Origin of the sequence: Hymenobacter lutimineralis (assembly GCF_008271285.1) — a bacterium.
Lineage (GTDB): Bacteria > Bacteroidota > Bacteroidia > Cytophagales > Hymenobacteraceae > Hymenobacter > Hymenobacter lutimineralis.
On sequence record NZ_VTHL01000018.1, the window covers coordinates 1 to 25,261 of the forward strand.

A 25,261-nucleotide genomic window follows, 5' to 3' on the forward strand; every position below is an offset into this window, starting at 1 on the left:
GGTGCCCCCACCCGTACCCGGACGACCCAAAGTGTGCGGTTCGACCAATTTCCATTCCCGTTCGCTTAATTCATGGCGGCGTAGCATGCCGCTAAGCTACGACCACTGTCCACACTCCCTAGTTAGTCCGCATTTATGGCCCAACGCTACGCTCTGTATTTCCTGTTTATGCTGGCTTCCTTGCCCGCGCTGGCGCAGCGGCCCAAGCCGGCGGCGGCTACCCTGCCCCCGGTCGATACGGTTTACTTTGACCGCGACTGGGAGCGGACCGAAACGCTGGAGGAAGTAGCTTACGCCCGCATTGCCCGGCACGACGCGGCCGGCAAAACCATCGGGACCGTACGCGACTACTTCTACCCGTCGTGGAAAAAGCAGTGGGAGGGCAAAATGGCCGCGGAAAATCCCGACAAGCCCACGGGTCTGTGCTGCGGCTGGCACGAGAACGGGCAGGTGAGCTTTCGCGGCACCTACGTTAACGGCGTGCAGCAAGCCGATTTTCGCAGCTGGCACGACGACGGGCGCGAAATCAAGTGTGCGTCCCAACTGCAGGACGCGCTGCCGCTCAGCAACGCCACCATTCACTGCAGCAACTGCATGCACACCAGCCGGAAGGTCTTTACCGTGGACTTGCCCGTGGGCACGGTCGGCATCGTCTACAAACTCGACGTGCGCGACGAAGGCCAGCCCCCTATTTCCTGGTCGACGGCGCTGGCCGTGGCGGCCGTGGCGGGCAGCGGCGGGGCGGCTGCCCCCGCCCTGCTCAGCACCGCGGCCACGGCCCTCACCAAGCAGGGCAACAACGCCCCGCCCACGGTGAGCACCAAGTGCCACTGGTACATCACCCCCGATGAAAGCGCAGCCCAGCAGTTTTTGGCCACCAAGGGCACCATCACCCGGGACAAGATGTGCTTCCGGGCGGCGGAGAACACGCCCCAGGAAACCCGGCCCCTGGCCCTGCCGGCGGGTACGCGGCGCCTCTACGTGTGCGTGAACAACGACAACTACACCACCGACGCGACGGCGACGCTCAGTGTAACGGCCCTGGTGCAAACCTGCCAGTAAGCGCGTGCCAGGCGTTACCGGCGCGGCTGCGCCTCCCGCAAGCCAGACGCGGACGCCGGCTGCTTCGTCAGTTGGCCGTGCGGGCCGGGCCGGTCCACGCACAGGCTGGTAAGGAAATCGGCCCTGCCGGTGCCCGGTTGAAGCCGGTCCAGGCGGTGAACCAGCTGCTGCCAGGCAGCTTCCGTTTCGGCCGCCGAAGGCTCGGCCATTTGCTGTGCCAGGCGGCGGCACAGGTGCTCGAATTGCTTAATGCGCATGCAGTAACATAAAGCTTAAGGGGAAATGCATGGGTGGCGGACCAGCCACGCGTTACTGGTGAAATCGCATTCTGACCGGCAAAAGGTTGCCTGCCAGGAAACTATGCAAGGAACGCTGGGGATGGTGTAAGCCTTGGCAACGGGCAGGCCCAGCACCTCGGCGCTGCGCTTGCCTGCGCTAGTAGTGGAAGGTGAGTCCGGCACCCCAGCCGTACTGGTTGTCGTAGTTGGTGCTCAGCGAGGCGTATTTGCTGACCATGTAGCGGAAGCCGAGGGTGAACTCCTTGTCCGTATTGGCGCTGATGTCCATGAACACGTTGTTGCTCAGGGGCAGGTCGCGGCGTTCCAGGCGCAGGCGCACCTGGCCGGTCAGGTCCGTGCGCAGTTCGGCCCGTACCAGCATCGGCAGCAGGTAGTACACGCCGACTTCGGCCTGCCGGCGGAAGTTGCGGTTGTTCTCGGCCGTACGACGGTTGCCGCCTTCAGCATCTGCTTCCGAGCGCAGGGTTTTATTGTCCCGGAAGTCGTACCCGACGAAGCCGGCCCACAATTGCCGCTTGTCGAGGTAGCGCAGCAGGTGGGTTTCGGTTTCGTAGTTGCCCTGGTAGTTCACGCGGCCCTCAAATTCGAGCGCGTTGCGGTTGTTGGAGAGGTTGCCTTCCAGGTAAGCGGCTTGCGAATGCACCGAGAGGTCAAACCAGGGGTACACCGCGTTGTCTTCGCGCTTGAGCATGCGGTAGTTGCCTTGGGCATACTCGTTCTGGGGGCTGGCGTCGTAGCTGATGATGCGCGCCATGCCGGCCATCATGTGGTAGAGGATGTGGCAGTGGAAAAACCAGTCCTGCGTCTCGTTGGCCTCAAACTCGATGGTCACGGTGCCCATGGCCGGGATATCGAAGGTGTGCTTCATGGGCGAGTAGGCGCCCTGGGCGTTGACCAGGCGGAAGAAGTGCCCGTGCAGGTGCAGCGGGTGGCGCATCATGGTCAGGTTGGTGAAGGTCATGCGCACGTTCTCGCCCCGGCGGATGGGGATGTTGTCGGCCTCCGAGAGAGTCTTGTTGTCGAACGACCAGAGGTAGCGCAGCATGTTGCCGGTGAGCGTGAGCTTGATGTCGCGCCACTGCCGGGTAGAATCCAGCGTCGTCGGGTTCAGGGCCCGCAGCTGGTTGTAGTCAAAATCGCCGCCCGAGCCACCCATGCTCATGCCGGCCATACTGCCGCCGCCGCTCATGTCCATGCCGGCCATGCTGCCGCCTTGGTCCTGCATGGTGCCCATGCTCTTGCCGCTCTTTTCCTGCATGCTCATCGGCCGGTCCGGCGGCGAGGGCGCCGTGGCGGCGGGCATGGTGCCGTTTTTCATGTCCATCCCTTGCATGGAGGGCTCTGCGGGCGAGGTGGGCTGCTGCCCGCCGGGCATGCGCATGCCTTTCATCTCCCCACCGCCCCCTTTCATGTTCATGCCCTTCATGCCGGCGCCCTGGGGGGCCATCTGGCCGTTGCCGCCCATGTCCATGCCGGTCATGTTGCCCATGCTGCCCATTTCCCGCATCATCTGGAAGTAGTTGATGCGCGGCAAGTCGGGCGCTTTCAGCGGCTCCCCGGCCCCGAAGTAGCTGGAGGAGTAGCCGGTGATGTCGTTGGCCGTGGCCCGCAACTCGGCGGCGCCCGCGGGCGGGATGGTCACCAGCAGGTCGTAGGTTTCGGCCGTGGCAATTTCGAGCTTGGTGACGGGAAAAGGCTCGACGTTGATGCCATCGGCGGCGATGACCTGCATGGGCCCGCCGGCGTACTGCAGGTAGAAGTACGAGGAGGCGCTGCCGTTGATGATGCGCAGGCGCACGACTTCCCCGGGCTTGGCGTCGGGGTAGTAGCTTTTCTCGCGGCCGTTGGTGAGAAACTTGTTGTAGTAGATGTCCGTCAGGTCCATGGCCGGCATGCGGCCCCACTCCTGCTTGACTTTATCTTTGAAGTAGCCGGCCGCAATAGCCTCGCCGTAGCTCTGGGTGGCGCCTTTTTGCACGGCAAACCACTCGCCGGCCCGCTTGAGGTAGCGTAGCACTTCCTTAGGCGGGTGGTCGGTCCAGTCCGAGAGCAGCAGCACGTACTCCTTGAGCTCGTACTTGACTTCGCGGGGTTGAATGACGATGGAGCCATACAAGCCGTTCTGCTCCTGCAGCATGGTGTGGGAATGGTACCAGTAGGTGCCGCTCTGGATGAGCGGAAACGTGAAGGTGTGCGTGCCGCCCGGCTCGATGGGGGCCGTGTTGAGGTAAGGCACGCCGTCGTACTGGTTGGGCAGCAGGATGCCGTGCCAGTGAATGCTGGTTTCCACGTCCATCTGGTTGTGCACCCGGATAATGGCCGTGTCGCCCTCGGTGAAGCGCAGCGTGGGCGCCGGAATCTGCCCGTTGATGGCGATGGCCAGACGGGTTTTGCCGGTGTAATTCACCCGGCGCTCGTCCACGTACAGGTCGTATTCAACCCGGTGGCCGGCGTGGCCGGAGCGGGGTGCCACCACGTAACCCCGCAAGTCCTGGTCCGGGGGCGGCGTCGCCAGGCCATTGGCCGCTTTGCCTTTGGGCATGGCCTGGTGCTGGGGCATCTGGGCGGCCAGAGGCAGCCAGCCAAGTGCAAAGAATAGCAGAGCAAATAATCTCATCAGCACATTACTGTTTAGCAGGTTTGGGTTTGCTGCGGGCGGGATTGTTGTCCTCGAAGCGGAACTTGTCCATGGGGTTGGTGGGCATGCTCATTTGGGGCATGGCCTGGTCTTTTTCCATGCCGGGCATGTTGCGCATATTGTCCATCGGCGGCATGGTTTGCTTGGGCTGCTTCGGGCTCGGAGCCTGCATGCCCGGCATATTCCCCATGGCACCCATGCCTTCCATGCCGGGTTGGGTGGTGGCCGGCTTTTTCGCGCCTGCTTTCGGCTGGCTCATCCCCGGCATGTTCTCCATCCCGGGCATTGCATTCATGGGCTGTTGCTTGGCCGGGCGGCTCATCTCCATGCCGGCGGGCATGGGCTGAGCGCTTTTTGCGGCGGGCATGTTCATGCCGGGCATGCCTGGCATGGCGCTTTTAGGGGAGGACGGCCGAGCCTGACCAGCCGGCTTACCGCCGGGCATGTTCATGTTGTCCATCGCACCGGGTGCAGTGCTGCTGCCCTTTTTGGCAGGCGCGGGCGCGCTCATGTCCATGCCGGGCATGGCGGTTGAACCCGGGGCGGCGTTCGAGCCGGGCGAAGCGGGTGCATTGCTACCGTTGTGGTCGTCGGCACCTTCTGCCTCGTCGTGGCGGTTGGCACCCATATCCATGGCGGGCATGGTTTCCTCGCCCCCGTGGCCGTGGCTTTTGTCGAGCAGGCGGCCCTGGGGGCCTACGCCCTCGACGTAGACGAGCTGCGCCCCGCGGTGCCCGGCTACCGATAGCACGCCGGCCGTGGCCACGGCCGACACCAGCACCAGGATTTCGTAGGCCCGCCGCTGAATCTTGAAAAACGTGCCGATACCGGCCAGCAGCAAGGTGATACCGGAAAGCCACAGCGTGTAGCCCGCGAACTTTTCGTGGGCCTCGAAAACGGCGGCGGCCCGGGGGGCCAGGCCCGTAGGCATGGCGTGGAACACGGTGCTGGCGGCCAGGGCGCCCAGAAAGCCCCCGGCCATTACCCCTATGGTAATCCACTTCACCGGGGGCCAATCCTTATATACGTTCAGCGCCTGCAGGCCAGCGCTGAGCAGCAGCAGGACAATGGGCAAATGCACCACCAAGGGGTGCAGGTTGGGAAAATCTGAAAACATAGGCGCAGGCAAAGTTTCAAAAGCGGGAATCCGCCAAAAGCGCCGGGCCCCTGCAGGGCCCCGGCGCCACAACGGTTTCCGGGGTGAAGTGCTGCCCCTGCTCCCTGGCCACTACCAAGCCAAGGAAGGCTAATAGTGCTGCCTGACTTTCGAAATAGCAATATGCAGGGGGAGGCCAGCCTATTCCCTTACGCAGGCCGGCCCGGGTAATGTTTGCTGCAATTGAGCGCCCGGCCTACATAATTTCCATGCTTCTGGCTCCGCAGACCTATGAAAAGCAAAAACGCCCGGCAGAGCCGGGCGTTTTACCAGAAGGCAGCGCAGGCGCTCAGGCTTCCTGAATCGTAAAGCCGGCCTCCTCCACGGCCTGCACCACCTGCTCGGCGGTGAGCTTGTCGGAGTTGACAGTCAGTATCTTGTCGGGGTTGGCCGTGTCCACTTGCCAGTTGCCGGCGCCGGCTTGCTGGTTCAGGGTCGGCGTTACGGCTTTAATGCAGCCGCCGCAGTTGATATTGGTCTTGAACTGAAGGGTTTTCATGGGAAGAGAAGTTAGAGTCTGCCGAGCTGGTCGGGTTCAGGTGTAGAACGCGCAAAACTAGGCCCGCGTGCCGCGCCAAGGGTACAGAATTGTGCCGGACGCTTACATGATTTGCACGCCCATCCGGCTTAGTGGTGCCCCAGTCCCCCGCCCAGCAGGTGCACGATGAGGAACACCAGCACCAGCCCAAGCAGGCCCCACAGCACGTACCGGCCCCAGGAAGCAGGCACGGGTACGGCCGCCGCAGGTTCCCGCCGCTGTTGCAGCCAGGTGCCGATGCGTGCCCAGGGTTTGTACACGGAGATGGCCGTGGCCGCGAGCAGCACCCCCAGCGCCGCGGCCGCGTCGGCTACCAGTTGGATGCGCATGCCCCGCAGCTCCGTCGCGGTAAGGTCGGCTTTCGCGGCTACGGCTGCCAAGTAGCTGATGGGCTGCATGTGTACTAACAGCAACAGCGTGGCGGCCACCGTCAGCAGCAGCTTGACCAGCACCCAGTAGTGCTTGAACAAGCCCCACGGCGTGCCCAGCGCCTGCACCACGCCCGTGAGCAAGGCCGCGAAGCTGGATGGTACAATGGCATACCAGCCGCTCAGGCCCATGGCCAGATACGCGGCGCGCACCAGCGGGGTCTCGTGGCTGGTAAGGCCCGTAACCGCCAGCGCCAGAAAGACGGCGACGGCCCCCAGCCACCCCACGGAAAACGTGATGTGGGCCGTGAGCAGGAGCTTTCGCAACGGAGGAGTCAGGGTCATGGAAGTAGGCATCGGGGGCGGTAGCGTTGACCCAAAACTAGTGGCGGGCATGTGGGTTGTCGTACACGATTACGCCAGGGGCTTACATAATTGAAAGTCGGTAAAGCAAAAAGCCAGCCTGTTGGAACAAGCTGGCTTTGACAACATTTTGGGGCGCTTTAAGCAGCTACGCTCACGCCTTGGCGGCAAGCTGCTTCGCAACGGCGGCAGGCTTCGGCGCACTCGCGGCAGTGCTCCATGTGGGCGGCGTGCTTTTCGCACTCGTCGCCGCAGGCCTTGCAGATTTCGGCGCATTCGCGCAGCAGGTGCTGGGCGTGCTCCGAGCCGCGGGCCAGCAGGCGGGCGGTCAGGGCGCAGATGTCGGCGCAGTCGCGGTCAAGGCTAATACAGCGGGCCATCATTTGCACATCCTGCTCCTGCAGGCAGGCGGTAGCGCAGTGCTCGCACGAGGCGATGCAGGCATTGAGGGCGTCGAGCAGGGGTTGGTTTTGGTTATGCATGGAACGGGAGGGTTTAGTAAAGAACGATTTCCAGTATGTACTTGCCGTGCAGCTGGTAGTTGTGCACGATTGGGGTAGATTGCTTGCATAATTTGCTTCGTAGCGCAAATTCCTTCCTCAATTGAAAAGCACGGAGAAAATCTTGCGTACCAGCGCTGCTTCTCTCCGTGCTTTTTAATGGAGTTAAGGCTACTTTTTGGCGCAGCAGGCAGCCACTCCCGCCAACGTGCAAGCCGCCGTGCCCTTAGCCGGGCAATTCTTCACCAGCGGGCATTCCGGCGTGCCTTTCAGCGGGCAGTCCGCCGTTTTGTCGGGGCTGGTAAAGCCCAGCAAGGCCCCGCCGGTCAGCAGGACCGCAGAGGTAAGCATCAATGCTTTCTGTTTCATACAACAAATGGCTTGAATGAGCTGGCCGGTTACGGCAGCCGGGCGGATAAGTAAACGCAGGCCGTACCCTGCACTGGTTGAGGAGCTAAGCTGCCTGACCGATGCCAGCGGCTTCGAGGGCTTCTGTGGTGATGCCGCCGCTTTGGCAGCAGGCCAGCAAAGTGCCATTCACGGCCACAGCGGGCAGGGCCTGCACGCCCAGCAGGCGGGCCCGGCGCAGGGCCGGATTGCCGGCTTCGGTCTCGGTCAGGTTGTGGGTGATGATGTCGCAGCTGCTGCAGGCGGTGCTTTTGACCAGTTCTACGATGGGGCTGCACAACGGGCAGCCAGCGGTAAAGACTTCGATGATGCGTTTCATAGGGGTGAGTGAAGGAGATTATCAATTGAACGAGTCAAAGGTGCTGCCCACCCCCAGGTGACAGTCAAGCTTTTGAGGTACATCTTTCACCGCTACTGTGGCGTTGTGCTGCTCCAGGCGCCCGCCAATCTCGCGTAGCTCCCGCATCTTTTGCGTCAACTCGCCCTCGCTCAGGTTCGGAAACTCGCGGCGCAGTTGCTCAATGCGCCCCGCGTCCTGGCAGTCGCCGGGGCAGGCATCCACCACGTCCACGATTTGCAAGGCCAGCCCTTTGCGAAAAACTTCGTCCAGCAGCAGGTGCTCCGCGCTGCTCAGCCCATTGGTGACGGCCTTGAACTGCACCAAAATTTTTTCGGGCTCAGTGGTTTCGGCGTCCAGCATCCTAACGATGCCGTGCAACTGACCGGCCAGCATGTTCAAGCGGCTTTTTAGGTCGCGGGTGAGGTCTTTAGGAAGCATGGAGCTAGTCTTTTCAGCAACTACGGCCGCGGTGGGGGTGCTCGTCAAGCGCTACCGGTCTTTCTTTCCTGTGGTTCCAGTTCCGGCAGTGCGCGGGCAAGTACCCCAGGCCGTGGATTACATTTTCATGTTGGGGTCCATCGCCGGCGCCTTTTCCGCCGGGGCCGGCTTTTTCATGTCCATGCCCGGCATGTTGGAGTCCATGCCCGCCATGGGGTCGGTACCCTGGTACAAAGCATATTCACTTTCCAGCAGGTAAGCTCCGTTGACCACCACCAGCGCACCTGCGTCCAGACCCCCAGTGATGGCCACCGCCTCATCCGTTTCAGCCCCCGTGGTGACGTTAAGGCGCCGAAAATGGCCCCCAGCATCTATCTGCTGCCAGACGTAGCTGCCGCGGCTGTCGCGCAGCACGGCGTCCTGGGGCAGGGTACGGGATTGGGCCATGGTACTCCAACTGGTCAGGCGCACGTTGGCCTGCATGCCCGGCTGCAGCCGCCCGCCGGGGTTGGCCACCTGTACGCGCAGCAAAGTGACCTTGCTGTTGGCCTGCAGCTCGGGGCTTAGAAAGACCACCCGACCCGAGTAGGTATCCGGCCGGCCAGATACCTGCACCTGCACGGACTGGCCCATCTCGATGCCGGCTACTTCGTCGGGGTAGAGCTGGGCTTCCACCCACACCGAGGAAAGATTGGTAAGCGACACGAGCAAGGAGCCCTCGCCCACGTACTGCCCTTCCGTGACGCCCACGGCTTGCACCAGGCCCGCCTGCGGGCTGTAAAAGGTCAGGGAAGAAGTTGGCCGGCCCGTGGCGGCCAGGGTGTGCAGCTGCCCCTCGGTCAAGCCCAGCAGCCGCAGCTTCTGGCGGGCGCTGGCCACCAGGCGGCCGTACTGGTTAACACTCTTCCCCACTGCCCGTTGCTGGGCCAGGGCCAAGAGGTATTCCTGTTGCAGGGCCTGCAGCTGCTCGCTGTAGATGGAAACCAGCGGGGCCCCCGCCCGAATGGCCTCTCCCGTCTGGCGCACGAACAGCCGCTCGACGCGCCCGGCCACCCGGCTGCTGACCGTGCGGGTTTGGTTGGCGTTGGCGGTGATGATGCCTGTGAGCACGGTGCTGCCGGCGGCGCTGCCCGAGGGGCCGAAAGTGGCCACGCGAATGCCTGCCAGCTGCCGCTGTTGGGCGCTCAGCATCACTTCCGGCGCCGAGGTTGTCGTGCCGGAAGTGGCCTTTGCCGCTGGAGCCGCTTTGGACGCTTTCACTAAGTCCATGCCGCAAATGGGGCATTTGCCGGGCTCTTTCCGGCTGATTTGGGGATGCATCGGACAGGTGTAGTGCGTGAGCGCCGGCGCGATGGCCACAGTGGGTTTAGCCGCCGCCTGCTTGGTGGCTTTCACCAGGTCCATGGAGCAGATGGGGCACTTACCGGGCTTATCCCGCACGATTTGCGGGTGCATGGGGCAGGTAAAGTACGTGGGGGTGCCGTCGTGAGCCTCACTCTGCTGCTCGGGGGCAGCTTGCTGGCATGCGCTAACCACGAAGGCCAGCAGGCCCGCCAGCAACAGAAAAGCCGGCAGACGATGCACGACAAAGCGCAGGGGCAGTCTAAGGAAGCTATTCATCGCGGTAGTCGGTCTGGGGCTGGTTGGTCGTGGGGGCAGTTTGCACGAAGCCTTCGCTGTCCACTAGGAATTGGGCGTTGGTGGCCACCGCATCCTGGGTGGTAAGGCCCTGCAGGATTTGCACCCGCTCGGCGCTGCGGCGGCCGGTCTGCACCGGCACGGCCTGGAAGGCCCCGCCGCGGCGCACAAAGGCCACCTGGCGGTTGCCCCCGAGGTCCACCACCGCCGCCCGGGGCAGCCACAGCCCGCCGACGGCTGGCACGCTGACCGTGCCCGTAAGCAGGGCGCCACTGCGCAGGCGTTCGTCGGCGTTGCTGAGGTGAACCCGCACAGCGCCGGTGCGGGCCCCTTCGCGGAAGAAGGGCTCTATCAGGTCAATGCGTGCCGTGCGGGCCCGCGCCGGGTTGTTTTCGGGCAGTACCCGGATGGGTTGGCCCACCTGCAGCGCGGCCAGCTCGTCGGGCCGGGGCTCGAACACGCCCCACACCTGCCGGGTGTTGACCACCCGAAACAAGGTCTGGCCAGCCGTGATGTAGGCGCCTTCGGTAAGCGTCAGACCGGCTTCGGCCGGTAGGGAGGCAGCGACCGGGGCACTGCCCAGGGAAGGAGCACCACCCGCCATGGGGTCTGCCCCACCACTGTTCATGCCGCCCGCTTCCGGGGCCGGCGGAGGTGGCAGGGCCCCACCGGGCTGGGCCGGCTGCTCGACTACGTAGCCCGAGTAGGGGCTGTAGATGGCTACGCTGTAGCTGGGCTTGCGGGTGGCGATGGTTTGGTTGATTTGCGCGTCGGTCAACCCCAGCAGGCGCAGCTTCTGGCGGGCACCCCGCAGCAGGGTCTGGTTCTCGGCGTCGTTGGTGAGGATGAAAATCAGCTCCTGCTGAGCCGTTACCAGCTGGGGGCTGTACACTTCGAGCAGCTTCTGGCCCTTGCTGACGGGCTGGTAGTTGTAGCGCACGAGCAGCTTTTCCACCCGCCCGCCGAAACGGGCGGCAATGACCTCCGTGCGGCGCGTGTCGTACTCCACCCGGCCGGTTAGGGTCAGCGTAAGGTCCGGGGCGCTGGCCGACGGGTACACCGTGGCCTGGGTGGAAACCACCGTGGCATCGGGCGAATTGAGCAGGTTCTGCAGGGTGCCACTGGCCGGGGCCAGAGCACCGCTGGCCTTGGGCTTTTTCACCAGGTCCATGCCGCAGATGGGGCACTGGCCGGGCTTATCCCGAATGATTTGCGGGTGCATGGGGCAGGTATACACATCCCCGGCACCTTCGTGGTGGTGCGCGTCGGCGGCCGGTGCCTCCGCAGTGCCGACCGCTCCCGGGGGCTTTTTATCCGACTGGCAGCCGCCCAGCAGCAGCGCCAGCGGCAGGGCCAGCAGCACGAGCCGGGCCCGCCTAGGGCTATTGTTCCAGCTCTTTTTCATATGCGATTTGCTGAGTGAGTTGTTGTTGCAGGTTGTCCAGGTATTCCAGCCGGGTTCTTTTCAGGGTCGTCCAGGCTTCGAGCACCTGAAACAGCTGGCCGGTATTCTGCTCGTAGGCCAGCATGGTGGCCTGGTAGCTTTTGCGCAGGGCGGGCAGGATGCGCCGCTCAAAGGCGCGGGTCTGGTCGCGGCGTAGTGCCAGGTCGGTTTGCAGGCTGGCCAGCCTGCCGGCGGCTTCGTTGAGCACGTCTTCGCGCTGCTTGCGCAGGGCCTGGGCCTCTAAACCCAGGGCGGCGGTGTTGGCCTTGTACTCCCGCGCTGCCCAGGGCACCAGCGGCAAGCTCACGGAGCCCATCAGCGTGAATTGATTGGCCCCCGTGCCCAGGAAAGGCATGTGGTCGAACTGCACCCCGAAGTCGGGCAGGCGGCGGCTGGCTTCCAGGTTCTGGCTCAGGCGCACGGTGGTCAGGGCCCGGTCCAGGCTGCGCACGTCGCTGCGGCGGCTGGCCAGCGCGGCCGTATCGACCGGCGTAGGGGCAAGCGTTTGGGTGGTCAGTACAGCCGTGTCCACGGCAAAGGCTTCGCCGCGCGGCCGGTTCATGAGCGTATTCAGGGCAATCAGGTTTTGCGCGGCCAGGGCCGACGCCTGCCGGTGGTCGTTGAGGTGCATTTCCAGCCGGGCTTTGGCGTCGTAGATGCTGGGCAGCGTGGCCTGGTTGTAGGGGTAGCGCGCTTCGGCCAGCTTGATGAGAAAGCGCAGCAATTCCTCGTTCTCGTCCAGCACGGCCAGCTTTTGGGTGAGCACGGCCTGCTCCACGTACAGCGTCTTGGCCTGCGCGCGCAGCTGCACTACTCGGTACTGCCGGTCGGCGAGCACCGAGGCCGACTGGCTGCTCAGGTACTCACGCCGGGCGCGCTGTTTGGCCGGGTTGGGAATCATCTGCTCCACCGATACGATGGCCTGACCCTGCAGCTGGTTGCTGCCGGCCCCGCCATTCATACCGCTCAGCTCGCGGGCCTTGCGTTGGTTGTAGGGCGTCATCCACAGCCCGGCGCTGACTTTGGGGGCTTCCCAACTGTTGTAGCCGGCCACGGCCGCTTCCTTGGCCTGGGCCTGGTAAGCGTACTGCTGCACGGCGGGGTTGCGGCGCTCCACCCGCTGCAGCACCGAATCCAGGGGCAGCACCGGGCCGCGCAGGCTCGCCGGATGCATGTCCTTGCCCATGGTTTGGCCACTGGCCAGTGGCTGGCCGACGGTTACCAGCAAGAAGGCCAGCAGGGAGAATTTAAACCAGTTCTTCATGGGACGAGAGGGTCGGGTCACCTGCCCGACACGGGGGCTAGTGCGTGACAGCGAGAACATCGATTTTTCCGAATTTGCGCAGCTCGTACTCCTTGGTATACAGGAAAATGAGCGGCGTGACGAGCAGAATGTGGGTAGCCGAGGTGAACACCCCACCAATCATGGGCAGCACGATGGGCAGCATCACGTCCGAGCCCGTGCCGGTGGCCCAGAGCACCGGCACCAAGCCGAAGAGCGATACCGACACGGTCATCAGCTTGGGCCGCAGGCGCTTGGCCGCGCCGTGAAACACAGCCTCCTGCAAATCCTCGCGGGTGATAGTTTCGGCCGAGTTGCCCTTCTCGGCCACCAGCTTCTGCATGGCGTCGTTGAGGTAGATGACCATGATGACGCCCGTTTCCACGGCCAGCCCGAACAGGGCAATGAAGCCCACGGCCACGGCCACCGACAGGTTGACGCCGTAGAAATACACCATGTAGGCCCCGCCAATCAGGGCGAAGGGAATGGTGATAAGGCTCATAAACGCCTCCCGCACGGAGCGAAAGGCGAAGTACAGGGCCCCGAAAATCACCACCAGCACCAGCGGCAGAATCAGCTTGAGCGTGCGCTGGGAGCTAATCAGGTTCTCGTACTGCCCGCTCCACTCCAGGTAGTAGCCCTGCGGCAAGGTGCTTTCCAGACGCTGCAGCTTTTGCATGGCGTCGTTCACGGTGCTGCCCAGGTCGCGTCCCCGCACGTTGAAGAGCACCGCGCCCCGCAGCTGGGCGTTTTCCGAGTTTATCATCGGCGGCCCTTCGGTGTAGCGGATGGTGGTCACGGCCGAGAGCGGCACCGGCCCGTAGCTGGCGCTCTGGATGGGGATGCGCTTGAGGTCGTCCAGGCTGTTGCGGTAGTCCTGGGCCAGGCGCACGTTGATGGCAAAGCGGCGGCGCCCCTCCACGGTGCTGGCAATGGGCGCCCCGCCGATGGCGGATTCCACCACCTCGTTGACCTGGTCCACGGTCAGGCCGTAGCGGGCCAGCTCGGGGCGGTTCATGGCTATTTCCAGGTACTTGCCGCCCGTCACGGGCTCCACGTACAGGTCTTCCACGCCGGGCACCCCTTTCAGGGCAGCGTTGACCTGACCCGCCACGTCGTTAATGGTATTCAGGTTCTGGCCGTACACCTTCACGCCCACGTCGGTGCGGATGCCGGTGCTGAGCATGTTGATGCGGTTGATGATGGGCTGGGTCCAGCCGTTCACGACGCCTGGAATCTGCAGCTTGCCGTTCATCTCCTCAATCAGCTTGGCCTTGGTCAGGCCGTCGCGCCACTGGTCGCGAGGCTTGAGCAGGATGATGGTTTCAATCATGTTGATGGGCGAGTTGTCGGTGGCCGAGCTGGCTCTTCCCGCTTTGCCGAGCACGCTCAGCACCTCGGGTACCTGCTTGATAATCTTGTCCTGCACTTGCAGGATGCGCTTCATTTCCGTGTTCGACACGTCGGGCTGGGCCACGGGCATAAACAGGATGGAGCCCTCGTTGAGCGGCGGCATGAACTCGGTGCCGAGGCTCATGACCAGCGGGATGCTGACGAGCAGCAGGCCAATGTTGATGGCCAGGGTGGTTTTGCGCCAGCGCATCACCCAGTGCAGCATCGGGGAATAGATGCGTTCCAGGAAGCGGTTCAAAGGGTTCTGCTCCTCGGTTTTGAATTTGCCTTTTAGGAAAAAGGAGATGAGCACCGGGGCCAGCGTCACAGCCAGGATGGCGTCGATGATGAGGATGAAGCTCTTGGTCCAGGCCAAGGGGTGGAAGAGCTTGCCCTCCTGCCCGGTGAGCAGAAACACCGGGAAAAAGGAGGTGACGATGATGATGGTCGAGAAGAAGATTCCCCGCGACACCTGCTTGCTGGAAGACTCGATAATTTCGAGGCGTTTGGTATTGTCCATGTTAGGCGGGGGTTGAAGGCGAAGAGGCGTTGGCTGACGGTGGCGAAGTGGCCGGGCCGGGGTCCGGCGGGCCGCCCGTATTCTCCTGGGCCTGGTACTCGGCCAGGTTGCGGTAGGCGTTTTCGGTCATCACGATGCCGTTGTCGACGATGACGCCGATGGCCAGGGCAATGCCGGTGAGCGACATGATGTTGGAAGAGATGTCGAAGGCGTTGAGCAGAATGAAGCTCGTGGCAATCGTAATCGGAATCTGAATCAGGATGCTCAGGGCGCTGCGCCAGTGGAAGAGAAACAAGAGTACGACCAGCGACACGACCACCATTTCCTCGATGAGCGTGTGCTTGATGGAATCCACCGAGTCCTGAATCAGTCCGCTGCGGTCGTAGACCAGCCGAAACGAGACGCCCGGGGGCAGACCGGCGCGGATTTGCTCCATTTTGGCTTTCACCCGCGCAATCATGGCGTCGGCGTTTTCGCCGTAGCGCATCACCACGATGCCGCCCACGGCTTCGCCTTCGCCGTTCAGGTCCATGATGCCCAGGCGGCTCTCGCCCGTCATCTGCACGGTGGCCACATCGCGGATGCGCACCGGGGTCGTGCCTTGGGTGATGACCGGCACGTTTTCCAGCGTGGCCATATCCTGGATGTATCCCGTCGTTTTGATGATGTAGCCCAAGCCCGACTGCTCAAACTTGCGCCCGCCGGCCTCGTTGTTGTTGCTGCGCACGGCCGAGAGCACCTGGGGCAGGGTGATGCCGTAGTAGGTCAGGCGGGTGGGGTCCACCGTCACCTGGTACTGCTTTTGAAAGCCGCCGAAGCTGGCCACCTCGCTCACGCCCGGCACGTTTTGCAGGCCGAACTTCACGTACCAGTCCTGCAGGGCACGCTGCTCGCCCAAGTCCAGGCCGGGCGCCTTGAGCGTGTACCAGAGCACGTGGCCCACGCCGGTGCCGTCGGGCCCGAGGGTGGGCGTGACGCCGGCCGGCAGCAGGCGCTGGGCGTAGTTGAGACGTTCTAGCACCCGCTCGCGGGCCCAGTAGATGTCGGCCTCGTCCTCGAAGATTATAAACACGAAGCTCATGCCGAACATAGACGTGCCGCGCACGGACTTGACCTTGGGCAGGCCCTGCAGGTTGGTCACCAGCGGGTAGGTCACCTGGTCCTCCAGAATTTGAGGACTGCGGCCCATCCACTCGGTGAAGACGATGACCTGGTTTTCGGACAGGTCGGGGATGGCGTCGATTTTGCTTGCGCGCACCGCGTACGCGCCCCAGGCAAACAGGCCGGCCGCGAGCAGCAGCACGAGGTACCGGTTCCGCAGGGAAAGGGAAATGAGTCGCTCAATCATGGTCTGATTAGCCGCAAAAGAATAGGTGAGCCTTGCCGCGCCGGAAACCCCGGGTGGGGACGTCGGCGGGCCGGATAGCCTGGATACGGGGCCCGTTGCTCCGCAACGGGCAAGCCGAAAAGCCCCGCAGCCAACTGGCCGGGGGAAGCGATAATCAACCCAAACGCTAAATCAAAAAGGCATGCCCACGCACGTAGGCGGGGCACTCGGGCGGCGGGGCCGCGTGCGCGACGAGTTTGCTCGCCGGCTCATTGGCAGGATACGCCAGCAGGGCCAACTGCCACACCAGCTGCAATATGGTCGGCGCCGGGGCCACGTCGGGTGCCTGCAGCAGGAAGTGCGTCGCCGTTAGTTTCACGTCCTTGGCAGCGCTGACGACTTTTTGGTCGTGGCAGCAGCCGCACGCGGGCTTGCCGGTATCCTGGCAGCAGCAGTGCTTGTCTGCATCGGGCGTAACCGTTACCGCCGTCAAAGCCTGCCCACAGAAGTGCATGCTGTAGACCAGCCCGGGGCTGGACAACAGGTAGCTAACGAGCAGAAACAGGCTGATAACGCGTTTCACGGGTAACGAGCGGAAGACAGAGGCTTGGGAAGTACGCGCCGGGCTGGCCAGGAGTTGTGCGGTCAGGCCGCCGGCCGGTGAAGTCAGGGAAGTCGCTTTTCGAGGAGTTGGGCGCTGGCCGTGCACTGGCGTCGGTACTCGCTGGGCGAAACCCCCATGGCCCGCTGGAACTGCCGGGACAGGTGGCCCAGGTTGCTGTAGCCCAGTGTATTGGCAATGCGGCCCACGGGCAAGGTGCCGTCGCGCAGCAGGCACCGGGCCGCTTCCACCCGCTGGCGCACCACGTACTGCTCCAGGCTCAAGCCTTCGGTGGCCGAAAACACGTCGCTCAGGTAAGCAAAGCGCCGCTGCAAACGCCCGCTCAGCAGCCGCGAGAAGTGCCCGCTGCGCAGCGCCGCCGGCTCGTTGCGCAGCAGTCCGGCAATCACTTCTTTGATTTGCGCCACCACGCGCTGCTGTGGGGAAAGCTGGTCGAGCAGGGCAAAGCCTTCTGCCTCCAAGCACTGCTGCAGGCCCGGCCAGTCGATAGCGTCAGCGGCCCCCAACAGCTCTACTTCCCCCAGCTCTACGCGCAGGGGGACCAGGCCCAGCTCCACGAGGAGCTCGCGCATCACCAGGATGCACTTCGAGCAGACCATGTGCCGGATGTAAAGAACTGTGGAGGGCATGGGCTTAGGGGAATTACAGCGCCGGTGATAAGTCGTTCTGGTCCGCTGGCGGCGTGAGCGGCTGGGCGTCCAACTCCTGCGGGTGGTCGTCGAGGCCCACTTCCTGGTGGGAAGCGAAGTATTGGGCCAGGGCCTTCTCCCCGACCAGCCAGAAGACCACGGGTGTGACGATGATGTCGAGGAAGGTGGAGCTGAGCAGCCCACCCAGAATCACGGTGGCCACGGGGTAGAGGATTTCTTTGCCCGGCGCATCCTTGGCCAGCGTGAGCGGCACCAGCGCCAGGGCGGCGACCAGGGCCGTCATGAGCACGGGCACCAGGCGCTCCAGCGAGCCGCGGATAATCATCTGTTTGCCGAACTGCTCCCCTTCGTGCTCCACCAGGTGGATGTAGTGCGAAATCATCATGATGCCGTTGCGCGAGGCAATGCCGGTCAGGGTGATGAAGCCCACCAGCGAGGCAATGCTGAACGTGCCGCCGGTAAGCAGCACCGCCACCACCGAGCCAATCAGCGCCAGCGGGATGTTGAGCATGATTTGCCCCACCATGTAGCTGGACTTGAAGTGCGAGAACAGCACCAGGAAGATGCCGGCCAGCGAAAAGAGACTCAGCCAGAGAATCTTCTGCGAGGCCGACTGCTGGCTTTCGAACTGTCCGCCGTAGGTCAGGTAGTAGCCCGGCGGCAGTTTGACTTGCTGGTTCACCTTGGCTTGAATCTCTTTGACCGTGGAGCCCAGGTCGCGCTCGGCTACGTTCAGCGAAATGGTGATGCGGCGCTGGGTGTTTTCGTGGTTGACGGTGTTGGGGCCGGGCTCGTAGACGATTTCCGCCACCTCGCTCACGGGTATCATGGCCCCGGAAGGCGTTTCGATGCGCGTCTGGCCGATGGCGGCGATGTCGTTGCGCTGGGCCTCGGGCAGCTTCACCACCAGGTCGAAGCGCTTCTGCCCGTCGAGCATCTGCGAAACCACCGCGCCCTGAAACAGGGTTTCCAGGTCGCGCACCACCTCGCCCCGCTCCATGCCGTAGGCGCGCAGGGCCTCGTCGCGGGGCCGGATGAGCAGCTGGGGAATCTGCACCTGCTTTTCCACCTGCAGGTCCACCACGCCCGCTACGGAGCCGGCCACCGCGCGGACTTCGCTGGCGTAGCGGCGCAACTCCAGCAAATCGTTGCCGAACACCTTGATGGCCACCTGCGCCCGCACCCCCGAGAGCAGGTGGTCGAGGCGGTGGGAAATGGGCTGGCCGATGTTCACATTTACGCCCGTTATCAGGCTCAACTTCTGGCGCATGTCAGCCAGAATCTCGTCGCGGCTGCGCATCTTCTTGCCCTCCTTCTCCAGCTCCGCTTCGGTTTTGAAGGCCACTTCGATTTCCGAGTTGTTGACCGACTCAGCGTGCTCGTCCAGCTCGGCCCGGCCCGTGCGGCGGGCAGTGTAGGCTACTTCCGGAATCTTGAGCATCTGCTGCTCGCCCAGCGTGCCGAGCTTGTTGGACTCGGCCAGCGAGGTGCCAGCCGGGGCCGAGAAGTTGACCGTGAGCGAGCCTTCGTTGAAGGGCGGCAGAAACTCGGTGCCAAAGAAGGGCACCATGGCCGCGGCCATCACAAAAAGCAAGGCGGTGGTGGTCAGCACCAGCTTGGGGTGCGTCAGCCCCCAATTCAGCAGGCGGGTGTCCTTTTTCTTGAGCCAGCGCACCAGGCCCCCGTCGGTTTCGGGGTGGTCCATCTGCTTCATCTTCGGCAGCAGGTAGTAGCAGAGCACCGGCGTGACCGTCAGTGATACAAAGAGCGAGGCCACGATGCTGGTGATGTAGGCAATGCCCAGCGGCGCGAAAATGCGGCCCTCCATGCCCTCCAGCGCAAACAGCGGCAGAAACACGAGCACCACGATGATGGTGGCGTACACGATGGAGTTGCGCACTTCCGACGAAGCGGCGTAGATGACCTTCAGCACCGGCTGCGGATTGGGGCGCTGCCGGTTTTCGCGCAGGCGCCGGTACACGTTTTCCACGTCCACGATGGCGTCGTCCACCAACTCCCCGATGGCAATGGCCAGGCCGCCCAGGGTCATGGTGTTGATGCTGATGCCCGCGAAGCGAAACACCAGCGCCGTGACCAGCAAGGACAACGGAATGGCCACCAGGGAGATAAACGTGGTGCGCACGTTCAGCAGAAAGGCAAACAGCACGATGACGACCAGGATGGCGCCGTCGCGCAGGGCTTCTTCCACGTTGGTGATGGACGAGTCGATAAATTCCGACTGCTTGAACAGGCGCGTGTTGACCTTGACATCCTTGGGGAGGGAGGGTTTCAGCTCCACCAGGGCCTTTTCCACGGCTTCGGTCAGGCCCACCGTCGCGGCGCCCGGCTGCTTCTCAATGCTCAGAATCACGGCCGGCTGGCCGTTCACGCTGCCGTCGCCGCGCTTGAAGCGGGCCCCAAACTCCACCTTGGCCACGTCCGCTACCCGGATGGGCGACTGCGCGCGGTAGCCCACGATGATGTTTTCAATATCCTGCACCGAGCGCAGCCGGCCCAGGTTGCGAATGAGCACCTCGGAGCCGTTGCGGTCAAAGAAGTTGCCGGTGGTGTTCAGGTTCGACTTGCGCAGCGCCTCCTCTACTTGGTTTACGGTCAGGCCCGTCGCGTTGAGCCGGGGCATGTCCAGCAGCACCTGGTACTGCAAATTGTCCCCCCCGATGGGAATGACCTGGGCCACGCCGGGGATGGAGAGCAAGCGCTGGCGCACGGTGTAGTTGGCCAGCGTGCGCAGGTCGGCCGCGTTGGTTTGCTGCCCGCCCGACAGCCCCACCAGCATTATCTGGCCCATGACCGAGGAGATGGGCCCCAGCACGGGCGTGATGCCCTGGGGCAGCTGCTCGCCGGTGGTTTGCAGCTTCTCGCTCACAATCTGACGGGCCGTGAAGATGTCGGTGCCGTAGTCAAACTCGACGAACACCATGCCCAGGCCAATGGCCGAGTTGGAGCGCACGGCCGACACGCCGGTGGCCCCGTTCAGGGCCGTTTCCACGGGCAAGGTCACCAGGGCCTCCACTTCTTCCGGAGCCATGCCCGGGGCTTCCAGGAACACGGTTACCCGGGGGCGGTCCAGGTCGGGCAGCACGTCGACCGGCAGCTGGCGGGCCGTGTAGGAGCCGGCAATGATGAGGCCCACGGCAAAGGCCAGCATGAGCAGGCGGTTCTGCAGCGCAAAGCGAATTATCTTGTCAAGCATGAGTTAGTGAGGAAGTGCAGGTAAGAGAAGGCGCAGCCCCGGGCCGGGCCGCAGGCTGTCCACGTGCGCCACAAAGGGCTGAGCGGCGGGGCGCCCGTGCAGGTGCAGCCGCTTCGCCGCGCGGCGTTGGGCTGGTAGCAGCATGAAGCCCAGCAGGTCGAGGGGCCCGGGCGCAAAGCGGCCATGGACCCCTAGTTCGGGCGCGGCAGCGTCCGCCGGGCCGGCGGTGGGATAAGCCGCCACGTGCCACCAGACTGCCAGCGGCTCGCCCAGGAGCCGAAAGGGTTGAGATGGCCGCGACGGCAGGCCTGCCCGGATAGCCGCGGCGTGGATAAATTCGGCCAGCTGCGCCGGAGACGTAATCGTGGCAGGAACCGACCCCGCGTCCCGCCACTGCCTTACCCGGCTTTGCAGCAGCCAGGCGGCGCGGCCTTGAAAGCCGGCTGTGGTTTCGGTGGCCCCATCGGGCCGGAGCCGGGTGGTGTGCGCCTGCCCGGCCACTACCATAATCTCGCCTCCCCCTTCGGCCACGCCGACCGCGTAGAGCGTGGGCCGGGCCGTGAGCGTGTCCAGCGCCACGGCAGCCCGGCTACTACCCGGCTGCCGCAGACGCGCCAGCCCGCCGGCCCGCTGGTGCTGGGCAGCCAGGGGCAGCGTCAGAGCCAGCAGCAGGAATCCCAGGCTGGTTCGCTGGAACCCGGGGAGTACCCCCGGAAGGTGTCGATGAGAAGTGGCGGGCATGTGCGGGTGGGTAGAGGGGCTACTTGCGCGCCGAGTTGTGGTTGCTCACGAATTGCCACTGGCCGGCCGCGTTCTTGCGCAGCACACTCGTGGCCACCCCGCGCCGCTTGATGGGGGCCGGCACCGCGGTATCCTTGGGGCCTTTCTTCAGCCCTATGGTGTAGGTGTAGCTTTCCGTGGCGAAGGCATAAGGACCGTCTACCGTCACGTCGGCCTTGTAGTCGCTGTAAGTAAACGAGCTGAATTCCTTGAGCTCGGGGCCCAGGTGGTGGTCCCGATAGTGGGCATAGGTTCCTTCCCGACTGCCCGATTCCAGCACCACGGAGTTGGCCACGAACAAGCGGGTGGTCCCGGTGGTGTCGAGCTGTTGCACGGCCTGCTGGTACTGCTTCAGCACGGCCCGCACGGCGGCTTCGTCGGCCGAAACGGCCGGCGTGGTTGCGGCAGCGGGCGCGGTGGTTTGGGCACGGGCCGGAGCCGACCAAGCGGCCCCGGCGAGCAGGGCAAGGAGAAAACGGCGCATAGCAGGTAGGGAAAAGGAATTATTGATTGAGGTAAATGGACTTGAGCTGGTAGGTGCCGGTCGTGACCACCCGGTCGTTTTCGTTGACCTGGCCCTGCAGCAGCACAGTTTGCTCGCCGCTGGCGGCGCCGGGCTGCACGTAGCGAATCTTGAAGCGCTCCGGCTCGGTGTGCACGAACACCACCGGCTTGCCATTCAGGTCGGTAATGGCCGAGGTCGGCACGGTCAGCTGCGGCTTGCCGCCCCCGGTCTGGCCCACGACCTGCACGTTCACGGCCTGGCCGGCGCGGTAGGCGCTGCCCTCTTGGGCATCCAGCTCCAGCACCAGCTGGCGGGCCTGGTTGACGGGGTTGACCACGTTGCTGAACACCACCAGGCGAGCCGGCACGCCGGGCTGGCCCTGCAGGCCTTCCACCCGGAACACGGCTCCGGGGGTGACTTTGGCCAAATCCTGGGCAAACACCTGGGCTTCCACGCGCAGCTTGCCGGGGTTGATGACCCGCAGCAGCTCGTCGCCCTGGTTGACTTGTTGACCCACGGCCAGATTAAACACGTCCACCGTGCCGCTCACCGGCGAGGTGATGGGTACGCGCCGCTGCTGGGCCTGCCCGTTGTAGATGGCCGCGTTCTGCCGGGCCTGGCGCAGGCGCAGTTCGGCGGCCACCACGTCCTTGCGGGCGGCGATGTCGGCGATGCTCTGCAGGCGGGCGTAGTCCTGCTGAGCCGCGCGCAACTCGGCCTGGGCGTTGGCCCGCTCGGTGCTGAGCCCGATTTGCTGGGTGGCATCCAGGGTTTGCTCAATGACGGCCAGGGTCTGCCCGGCCCGCACGGGTTGCCCCACGGTAGCCGATAAACTGACGATGCGGCCTCCCTGTGGCACCACCACCCGGCCTTCGCCGCCGGCGGCGGCGGACACCGTTCCGTAAAGGGTGGCGCGGCTATAGGTCGTGGAGAAGGCGGCCAGGGTGGTCTGCACCTGAAACAGGAACTGGCTTTCTTTGGGCAGCAGCACCTCGTCGGTCAGGGCCACGCCGGTGCTGGCTTTCGCTGCGGCGCCGTGGTCTTCGCCGCCGTGGGCCTGCACCCGGCCCGGGGGCGGCAGCAGCACAGTCAAGACCACGGCGGCCGCGGCCGTGGCCGCCAGGATTTTATGCTTGGTTTTCATATCCGTTGAGCGTTAAACAATGGGGGTGCGCCGGCTGGCGGTCAGCGCCGGCTCCGACGTCTTCAGCACGGAGGGCTCCGGGCGCCGGCGGCGCATGAGCAGGGCCGTCAGGCCGATGCCGAGCACGAAGGCGCCCACCAGGGCCAGAATGGTTTTCCAGGAAGAAAAGAGCGAGGTCGCTACGGCCGGCGCCGCGGCGGCGACGGGTAGCTTCTCCCCTACTTTGATGCCTTCGAGCAAGAGCAAATCGGCCTTGTCGCCGGCCACGATGTTGGCCGCGAAGCTGTAGGTTTTGTTGGCCGGAAACTGGCCTTCCACCAGGTACACGCCGGGCTCTTTTTCCGTCACGGCCCACTTCAGCTTCGCATCCTCGGGGTTGGTGAGCGTGAGCTTGGCGCCCTTGATGGGGGCGTTGGTGGCGTAATCCGAGAGAAACAGGCGCAAATCAGCGGGTTTGCCCCCTTCCAGCGGCTCGTAGCGCAGCAGCACCTCGAACTGTTCCGAGAGGGCCGCCACCGAGAAGGAGGTCGCGCCGGCCGGCGTCGAGGCCTTGGCTCCGTCGCCGTGGTCTTCGCCCCCGTGGGCGTAGGCCGCGCTGCTGAGCACGAGCAGGCCCAGCAACAAAATGAGGAGTTGTTTCATGTTATTCACCCCGCAGGTAGTTAAGTTCGATGAGGGCCTGACGGTAGTCGCGGATGGTGGTCAGGTAGGTATTCTGAATGGTAAAGGCCTGGTTGAGGCTCTGAATCAGCACGAGGTAGCTGATTTCGCCGGCCCGGAACAGGCGCTGCGACTGGCTGATGATGGCCCGCGACTGCGGCACGCCGGTCTGCTCGTAGTAGCCCAGCGACGCCGAGAACTTGCGCGTGTCGGCCAGCGCCTGCTGGTAGAGGGTGCTGAGCTCCAGGCGCTGGGTTTGCAGTTGGTAGCCGGCCGCCTGCGAGCGGGCCGTGGCCGCCTGCAGCTGCGAGCGGTAGGTCCAAAACCAGATGGGTACCGACACGCCGAACTGGAAGCGGTACTTGAGGGCGGAATTTTCAAAGGCCTGATTCTGGTAGCCCACCGTCAGGGCCGGCGTGCGCCGGGCCCGCACCAAGCTGATGCCCGACTGGCTCAGGGCCACGTTTTGGGTGGCGGCGGCCAGCGTGGGGCTGCGCACCAGGGCCGTGCTGTCTTCGGGTGGGAGGCTGTTCAGCAGCGCTCCGCCGGTCTGCACCAGCTCGGGCCCGCTGCGGCGCAGGTCGGTGCTGGTGGTCAGGGCGGCCGTGGGCTGCCCCAGCAGCAAGCCCAGGCGGCGCTGGGCGGCGCGCTGGTCGGCGGTGGCCTGCTGCAGCTGCACGCTCACCTGCCGGGCTTCGGCGTCGGTGCTGATGCGCTGCAGGGAGGTGACTTCACCGGCCGCGAACAGGCGCTCGGTGGCCACGCGCAGGGCCTGAAACAGGCTGTCCTGGTAGGTAAGCTGCCGCACCTGCGCCTCGGCAAACTGCAGGCTGAGGTACGCCAGGCGGGTGTCGCGCAGCACGCCGGCCCGGCTCACCTCGCGGTTGCGCTCGGCCAGGGTGATGCCCGCCTCGGCCACCTGGCGCTGGCGCCGGTACACGTTGGGCAGGTCGATGGTTTGCACCACGCCCGGGGCCCACATCTCGCCCGTGGGCGCCGAGAACAGAAAGTCCGGGTTGGCGGGCGCGAAGGAGCCCCGCTTCAGGGCGCGCTGCTCCTCGATTTCGCGGTCCGACTGCCGCAGCCGCGGGTGGCGGCGCAGCGTCAGGGCTTCGGCGCTGTCGAGGCTAATGGCGGTTTGGGCCCGCGCCGCTTCCGGGAGTAGCCCGAGCAGCAGCGCCAGCACCAGCAGCCCGTGCGCCGCACGTTTCATGGTTGGGTACTTCATGGTATCAGGTTAGAGCTCGTCAAGGGGCCGCCCGCCGTTGCAGCAGCAAGCGGCCCGGGACGCAGAAGAGGGTCCGGACGCACGGCGTCCGAAAAACAGGCTCTGCCTACGCCTTTTTCACGAGGGCCATGCCGCACTTCGGGCAGCTGCCCGGCTTGGTGCTGGCCGAGCCTTCGCACTTCATGGGGCACTCGTAGGCGGCGCCCACGGCCTTGCTGCCCGGGGCGGCCGCGTCGAGCTTGTCGAAGCGGGTGTTGATGGCTTTGCCGTCGGCCTTCAGGCTGACGATGGCCGTGCGCACTTTCGCCCCGGCGGGCAGCTTGGCCACCAGGTGGTCGTCGCCCCCGGCTACCAGGGTGACCGTCGTGGTTTTATTGTCGGCGGTTTGCACCATCACCGTGCCCGAGAGGGACTTGTTGGGCACCGGCGCCATCTTCGCGGCCAGCAGGTAGATGTGCAATTCACCAGCGTGCTGCACCAGTTCCATGTGGTAGGGGCTGGCCGAGCGCACGACGCCGCCGTGCGGGGCCACGTGGGCGTGGGTTTCGCCGGGGGCCATGTGGGCATCCGGCTTGCCATCGGCGTGGGCGTGCTGGGCCTGCGAGGCCAGGGGGGCGAGGGCGAAAACGGCCGCTACAGCCAGGGGAAATCCAAAAAGCTTCATGGGAAAAGGGGGTTGAGGGTACTGTGAAGGGGAGGGAAAAGGAGGGGGCCGGCAACGACCCCGGGGGGCGCTGCCGGCGGC

Annotated in this window: 24 protein-coding genes; 1 reads left to right on the forward strand and 23 read right to left on the reverse strand. The window is 64.5% G+C overall.

Annotated features, from left to right (window positions below; genetic code table 11):
- Positions 1 to 135 precede the first annotated feature (135 nt).
- Complete coding sequence (locus FY528_RS15430; protein WP_149071935.1) at positions 136 to 1,062, forward strand: toxin-antitoxin system YwqK family antitoxin; 927 nt, start codon at positions 136 to 138, stop codon at positions 1,060 to 1,062.
- Positions 1,063 to 1,076: 14 nt separating this feature from the next.
- On the opposite strand, the gene FY528_RS15435 is transcribed toward FY528_RS15430, so the two are convergent.
- From FY528_RS15435 to FY528_RS15545, 23 genes are all read right to left on the reverse strand, one after another.
- A complete protein-coding gene (locus FY528_RS15435) occupies positions 1,077 to 1,319 on the reverse strand; it encodes a hypothetical protein (protein WP_149071936.1) in 243 nt (80 codons plus the stop codon).
- Positions 1,320 to 1,497: 178 nt separating this feature from the next.
- A complete protein-coding gene (locus FY528_RS15440) occupies positions 1,498 to 3,978 on the reverse strand; it encodes a multicopper oxidase domain-containing protein (RefSeq protein ID WP_149071937.1) in 2,481 nt (826 codons plus the stop codon).
- A gap of 7 nt (positions 3,979 to 3,985) precedes the next feature.
- Positions 3,986 to 5,116, reverse strand: coding sequence for a DUF2231 domain-containing protein (locus FY528_RS15445; RefSeq protein ID WP_149071938.1), 1,131 nt, complete (start codon positions 5,114 to 5,116; stop codon positions 3,986 to 3,988).
- Between the two features lie 328 nt (positions 5,117 to 5,444).
- Positions 5,445 to 5,654 carry a heavy-metal-associated domain-containing protein gene (locus FY528_RS15450; protein WP_129919174.1) on the reverse strand — a complete coding sequence of 70 codons (210 nt, stop codon included), beginning with the start codon at positions 5,652 to 5,654 and terminating at the stop codon, positions 5,445 to 5,447.
- 128 nt (positions 5,655 to 5,782) lie between these two features.
- A complete protein-coding gene (locus FY528_RS15455; protein WP_187632144.1) occupies positions 5,783 to 6,406 on the reverse strand; it encodes a hypothetical protein in 624 nt (207 codons plus the stop codon).
- A gap of 158 nt (positions 6,407 to 6,564) precedes the next feature.
- Positions 6,565 to 6,906: a four-helix bundle copper-binding protein gene (locus FY528_RS15460; protein ID WP_149071939.1), complete on the reverse strand. Its 342-nt coding sequence runs from the start codon at positions 6,904 to 6,906 to the stop codon at positions 6,565 to 6,567.
- 189 nt (positions 6,907 to 7,095) lie between these two features.
- Entirely contained in the window at positions 7,096 to 7,293 is a 198-nt protein-coding gene (locus FY528_RS15465) for a hypothetical protein (RefSeq protein ID WP_149071940.1), read from the reverse strand.
- 85 nt (positions 7,294 to 7,378) lie between these two features.
- Entirely contained in the window at positions 7,379 to 7,651 is a 273-nt protein-coding gene (locus FY528_RS15470; protein ID WP_129919169.1) for a glutaredoxin, read from the reverse strand.
- A gap of 21 nt (positions 7,652 to 7,672) precedes the next feature.
- Positions 7,673 to 8,110 carry a metal-sensing transcriptional repressor gene (locus tag FY528_RS15475; RefSeq protein ID WP_129919168.1) on the reverse strand — a complete coding sequence of 146 codons (438 nt, stop codon included), beginning with the start codon at positions 8,108 to 8,110 and terminating at the stop codon, positions 7,673 to 7,675.
- Positions 8,111 to 8,227: 117 nt separating this feature from the next.
- Positions 8,228 to 9,730 (reverse strand): efflux RND transporter periplasmic adaptor subunit, encoded by a 1,503-nt coding sequence (locus FY528_RS15480; RefSeq protein WP_149071941.1) that lies wholly within the window; start codon positions 9,728 to 9,730, stop codon positions 8,228 to 8,230.
- The gene (locus tag FY528_RS15485) at positions 9,723 to 11,153 is read right to left on the reverse strand and encodes a heavy metal-binding domain-containing protein (RefSeq protein WP_149071942.1); all 1,431 of its coding nucleotides are present in this window, start codon (positions 11,151 to 11,153) and stop codon (positions 9,723 to 9,725) included. Before FY528_RS15485 ends, FY528_RS15480 begins: the two co-directional genes overlap by 8 nt.
- Entirely contained in the window at positions 11,131 to 12,477 is a 1,347-nt protein-coding gene (locus FY528_RS15490) for a TolC family protein (RefSeq protein ID WP_222931826.1), read from the reverse strand. The genes FY528_RS15485 and FY528_RS15490 overlap by 23 nt, the downstream gene beginning before the upstream one ends.
- Positions 12,478 to 12,493: 16 nt before the next feature.
- Positions 12,494 to 14,386 (reverse strand): efflux RND transporter permease subunit, encoded by a 1,893-nt coding sequence (locus tag FY528_RS15495; protein WP_149071944.1) that lies wholly within the window; start codon positions 14,384 to 14,386, stop codon positions 12,494 to 12,496.
- 1 nt (position 14,387) lies between these two features.
- Positions 14,388 to 15,734 (reverse strand): efflux RND transporter permease subunit, encoded by a 1,347-nt coding sequence (locus FY528_RS15500; protein WP_149071945.1) that lies wholly within the window; start codon positions 15,732 to 15,734, stop codon positions 14,388 to 14,390.
- A 166-nt stretch (positions 15,735 to 15,900) separates the two neighbouring features.
- Positions 15,901 to 16,296, reverse strand: coding sequence for an HYC_CC_PP family protein (locus FY528_RS15505; RefSeq protein WP_129919162.1), 396 nt, complete (start codon positions 16,294 to 16,296; stop codon positions 15,901 to 15,903).
- An 83-nt stretch (positions 16,297 to 16,379) separates the two neighbouring features.
- Positions 16,380 to 16,964, reverse strand: coding sequence for a helix-turn-helix transcriptional regulator (locus FY528_RS15510; RefSeq protein ID WP_149071946.1), 585 nt, complete (start codon positions 16,962 to 16,964; stop codon positions 16,380 to 16,382).
- Between the two features lie 13 nt (positions 16,965 to 16,977).
- Positions 16,978 to 20,199 carry an efflux RND transporter permease subunit gene (locus FY528_RS15515; RefSeq protein WP_149071947.1) on the reverse strand — a complete coding sequence of 1,074 codons (3,222 nt, stop codon included), beginning with the start codon at positions 20,197 to 20,199 and terminating at the stop codon, positions 16,978 to 16,980.
- A 3-nt stretch (positions 20,200 to 20,202) separates the two neighbouring features.
- Positions 20,203 to 20,940: a hypothetical protein gene (locus tag FY528_RS15520; RefSeq protein ID WP_149071948.1), complete on the reverse strand. Its 738-nt coding sequence runs from the start codon at positions 20,938 to 20,940 to the stop codon at positions 20,203 to 20,205.
- Positions 20,941 to 20,959: 19 nt separating this feature from the next.
- Entirely contained in the window at positions 20,960 to 21,463 is a 504-nt protein-coding gene (locus FY528_RS15525) for a YybH family protein (RefSeq protein WP_149071949.1), read from the reverse strand.
- 19 nt (positions 21,464 to 21,482) lie between these two features.
- The gene (locus tag FY528_RS15530) at positions 21,483 to 22,628 is read right to left on the reverse strand and encodes an efflux RND transporter periplasmic adaptor subunit (protein ID WP_149071950.1); all 1,146 of its coding nucleotides are present in this window, start codon (positions 22,626 to 22,628) and stop codon (positions 21,483 to 21,485) included.
- Positions 22,629 to 22,640: 12 nt separating this feature from the next.
- Positions 22,641 to 23,270: a hypothetical protein gene (locus FY528_RS15535; RefSeq protein ID WP_149071951.1), complete on the reverse strand. Its 630-nt coding sequence runs from the start codon at positions 23,268 to 23,270 to the stop codon at positions 22,641 to 22,643.
- Between the two features lies 1 nt (position 23,271).
- Positions 23,272 to 24,516, reverse strand: coding sequence for a TolC family protein (locus FY528_RS15540; protein ID WP_149071952.1), 1,245 nt, complete (start codon positions 24,514 to 24,516; stop codon positions 23,272 to 23,274).
- Positions 24,517 to 24,622: 106 nt separating this feature from the next.
- Positions 24,623 to 25,180, reverse strand: coding sequence for a heavy metal-binding domain-containing protein (locus FY528_RS15545; RefSeq protein WP_149071953.1), 558 nt, complete (start codon positions 25,178 to 25,180; stop codon positions 24,623 to 24,625).
- Positions 25,181 to 25,261: the final 81 nt, after the last annotated feature.

Excerpts from the sequence above, each read along its gene's own strand:
- FY528_RS15510 (WP_149071946.1), bottom strand. The coding sequence starts at position 16,964 with ATGCCCTCCACAGTTCTTTACATCCGGCACATGGTCTGCTCGAAGTGC.
- FY528_RS15435 (WP_149071936.1), bottom strand. The coding sequence starts at position 1,319 with ATGCGCATTAAGCAATTCGAGCACCTGTGCCGCCGCCTGGCACAGCAA.
- FY528_RS15540 (WP_149071952.1), bottom strand. The coding sequence starts at position 24,516 with ATGAAGTACCCAACCATGAAACGTGCGGCGCACGGGCTGCTGGTGCTG.
- FY528_RS15450 (WP_129919174.1), bottom strand. The coding sequence starts at position 5,654 with ATGAAAACCCTTCAGTTCAAGACCAATATCAACTGCGGCGGCTGCATT.
- FY528_RS15470 (WP_129919169.1), bottom strand. The coding sequence starts at position 7,651 with ATGAAACGCATCATCGAAGTCTTTACCGCTGGCTGCCCGTTGTGCAGC.
- FY528_RS15445 (WP_149071938.1), bottom strand. The coding sequence starts at position 5,116 with ATGTTTTCAGATTTTCCCAACCTGCACCCCTTGGTGGTGCATTTGCCC.
- FY528_RS15460 (WP_149071939.1), bottom strand. The coding sequence starts at position 6,906 with ATGCATAACCAAAACCAACCCCTGCTCGACGCCCTCAATGCCTGCATC.
- FY528_RS15515 (WP_149071947.1), bottom strand. The coding sequence starts at position 20,199 with ATGCTTGACAAGATAATTCGCTTTGCGCTGCAGAACCGCCTGCTCATG.
- FY528_RS15475 (WP_129919168.1), bottom strand. The coding sequence starts at position 8,110 with ATGCTTCCTAAAGACCTCACCCGCGACCTAAAAAGCCGCTTGAACATG.
- FY528_RS15430 (WP_149071935.1), top strand. The coding sequence starts at position 136 with ATGGCCCAACGCTACGCTCTGTATTTCCTGTTTATGCTGGCTTCCTTG.
- FY528_RS15485 (WP_149071942.1), bottom strand. The coding sequence starts at position 11,153 with ATGAAAAAGAGCTGGAACAATAGCCCTAGGCGGGCCCGGCTCGTGCTG.
- FY528_RS15440 (WP_149071937.1), bottom strand. The coding sequence starts at position 3,978 with ATGAGATTATTTGCTCTGCTATTCTTTGCACTTGGCTGGCTGCCTCTG.
- FY528_RS15455 (WP_187632144.1), bottom strand. The coding sequence starts at position 6,406 with ATGACCCTGACTCCTCCGTTGCGAAAGCTCCTGCTCACGGCCCACATC.
- FY528_RS15465 (WP_149071940.1), bottom strand. The coding sequence starts at position 7,293 with ATGAAACAGAAAGCATTGATGCTTACCTCTGCGGTCCTGCTGACCGGC.
- FY528_RS15530 (WP_149071950.1), bottom strand. The coding sequence starts at position 22,628 with ATGAAAACCAAGCATAAAATCCTGGCGGCCACGGCCGCGGCCGCCGTG.
- FY528_RS15525 (WP_149071949.1), bottom strand. The coding sequence starts at position 21,463 with ATGCGCCGTTTTCTCCTTGCCCTGCTCGCCGGGGCCGCTTGGTCGGCT.
- FY528_RS15500 (WP_149071945.1), bottom strand. The coding sequence starts at position 15,734 with ATGATTGAGCGACTCATTTCCCTTTCCCTGCGGAACCGGTACCTCGTG.
- FY528_RS15495 (WP_149071944.1), bottom strand. The coding sequence starts at position 14,386 with ATGGACAATACCAAACGCCTCGAAATTATCGAGTCTTCCAGCAAGCAG.
- FY528_RS15520 (WP_149071948.1), bottom strand. The coding sequence starts at position 20,940 with ATGCCCGCCACTTCTCATCGACACCTTCCGGGGGTACTCCCCGGGTTC.
- FY528_RS15480 (WP_149071941.1), bottom strand. The coding sequence starts at position 9,730 with ATGAATAGCTTCCTTAGACTGCCCCTGCGCTTTGTCGTGCATCGTCTG.
- FY528_RS15545 (WP_149071953.1), bottom strand. The coding sequence starts at position 25,180 with ATGAAGCTTTTTGGATTTCCCCTGGCTGTAGCGGCCGTTTTCGCCCTC.
- FY528_RS15535 (WP_149071951.1), bottom strand. The coding sequence starts at position 23,270 with ATGAAACAACTCCTCATTTTGTTGCTGGGCCTGCTCGTGCTCAGCAGC.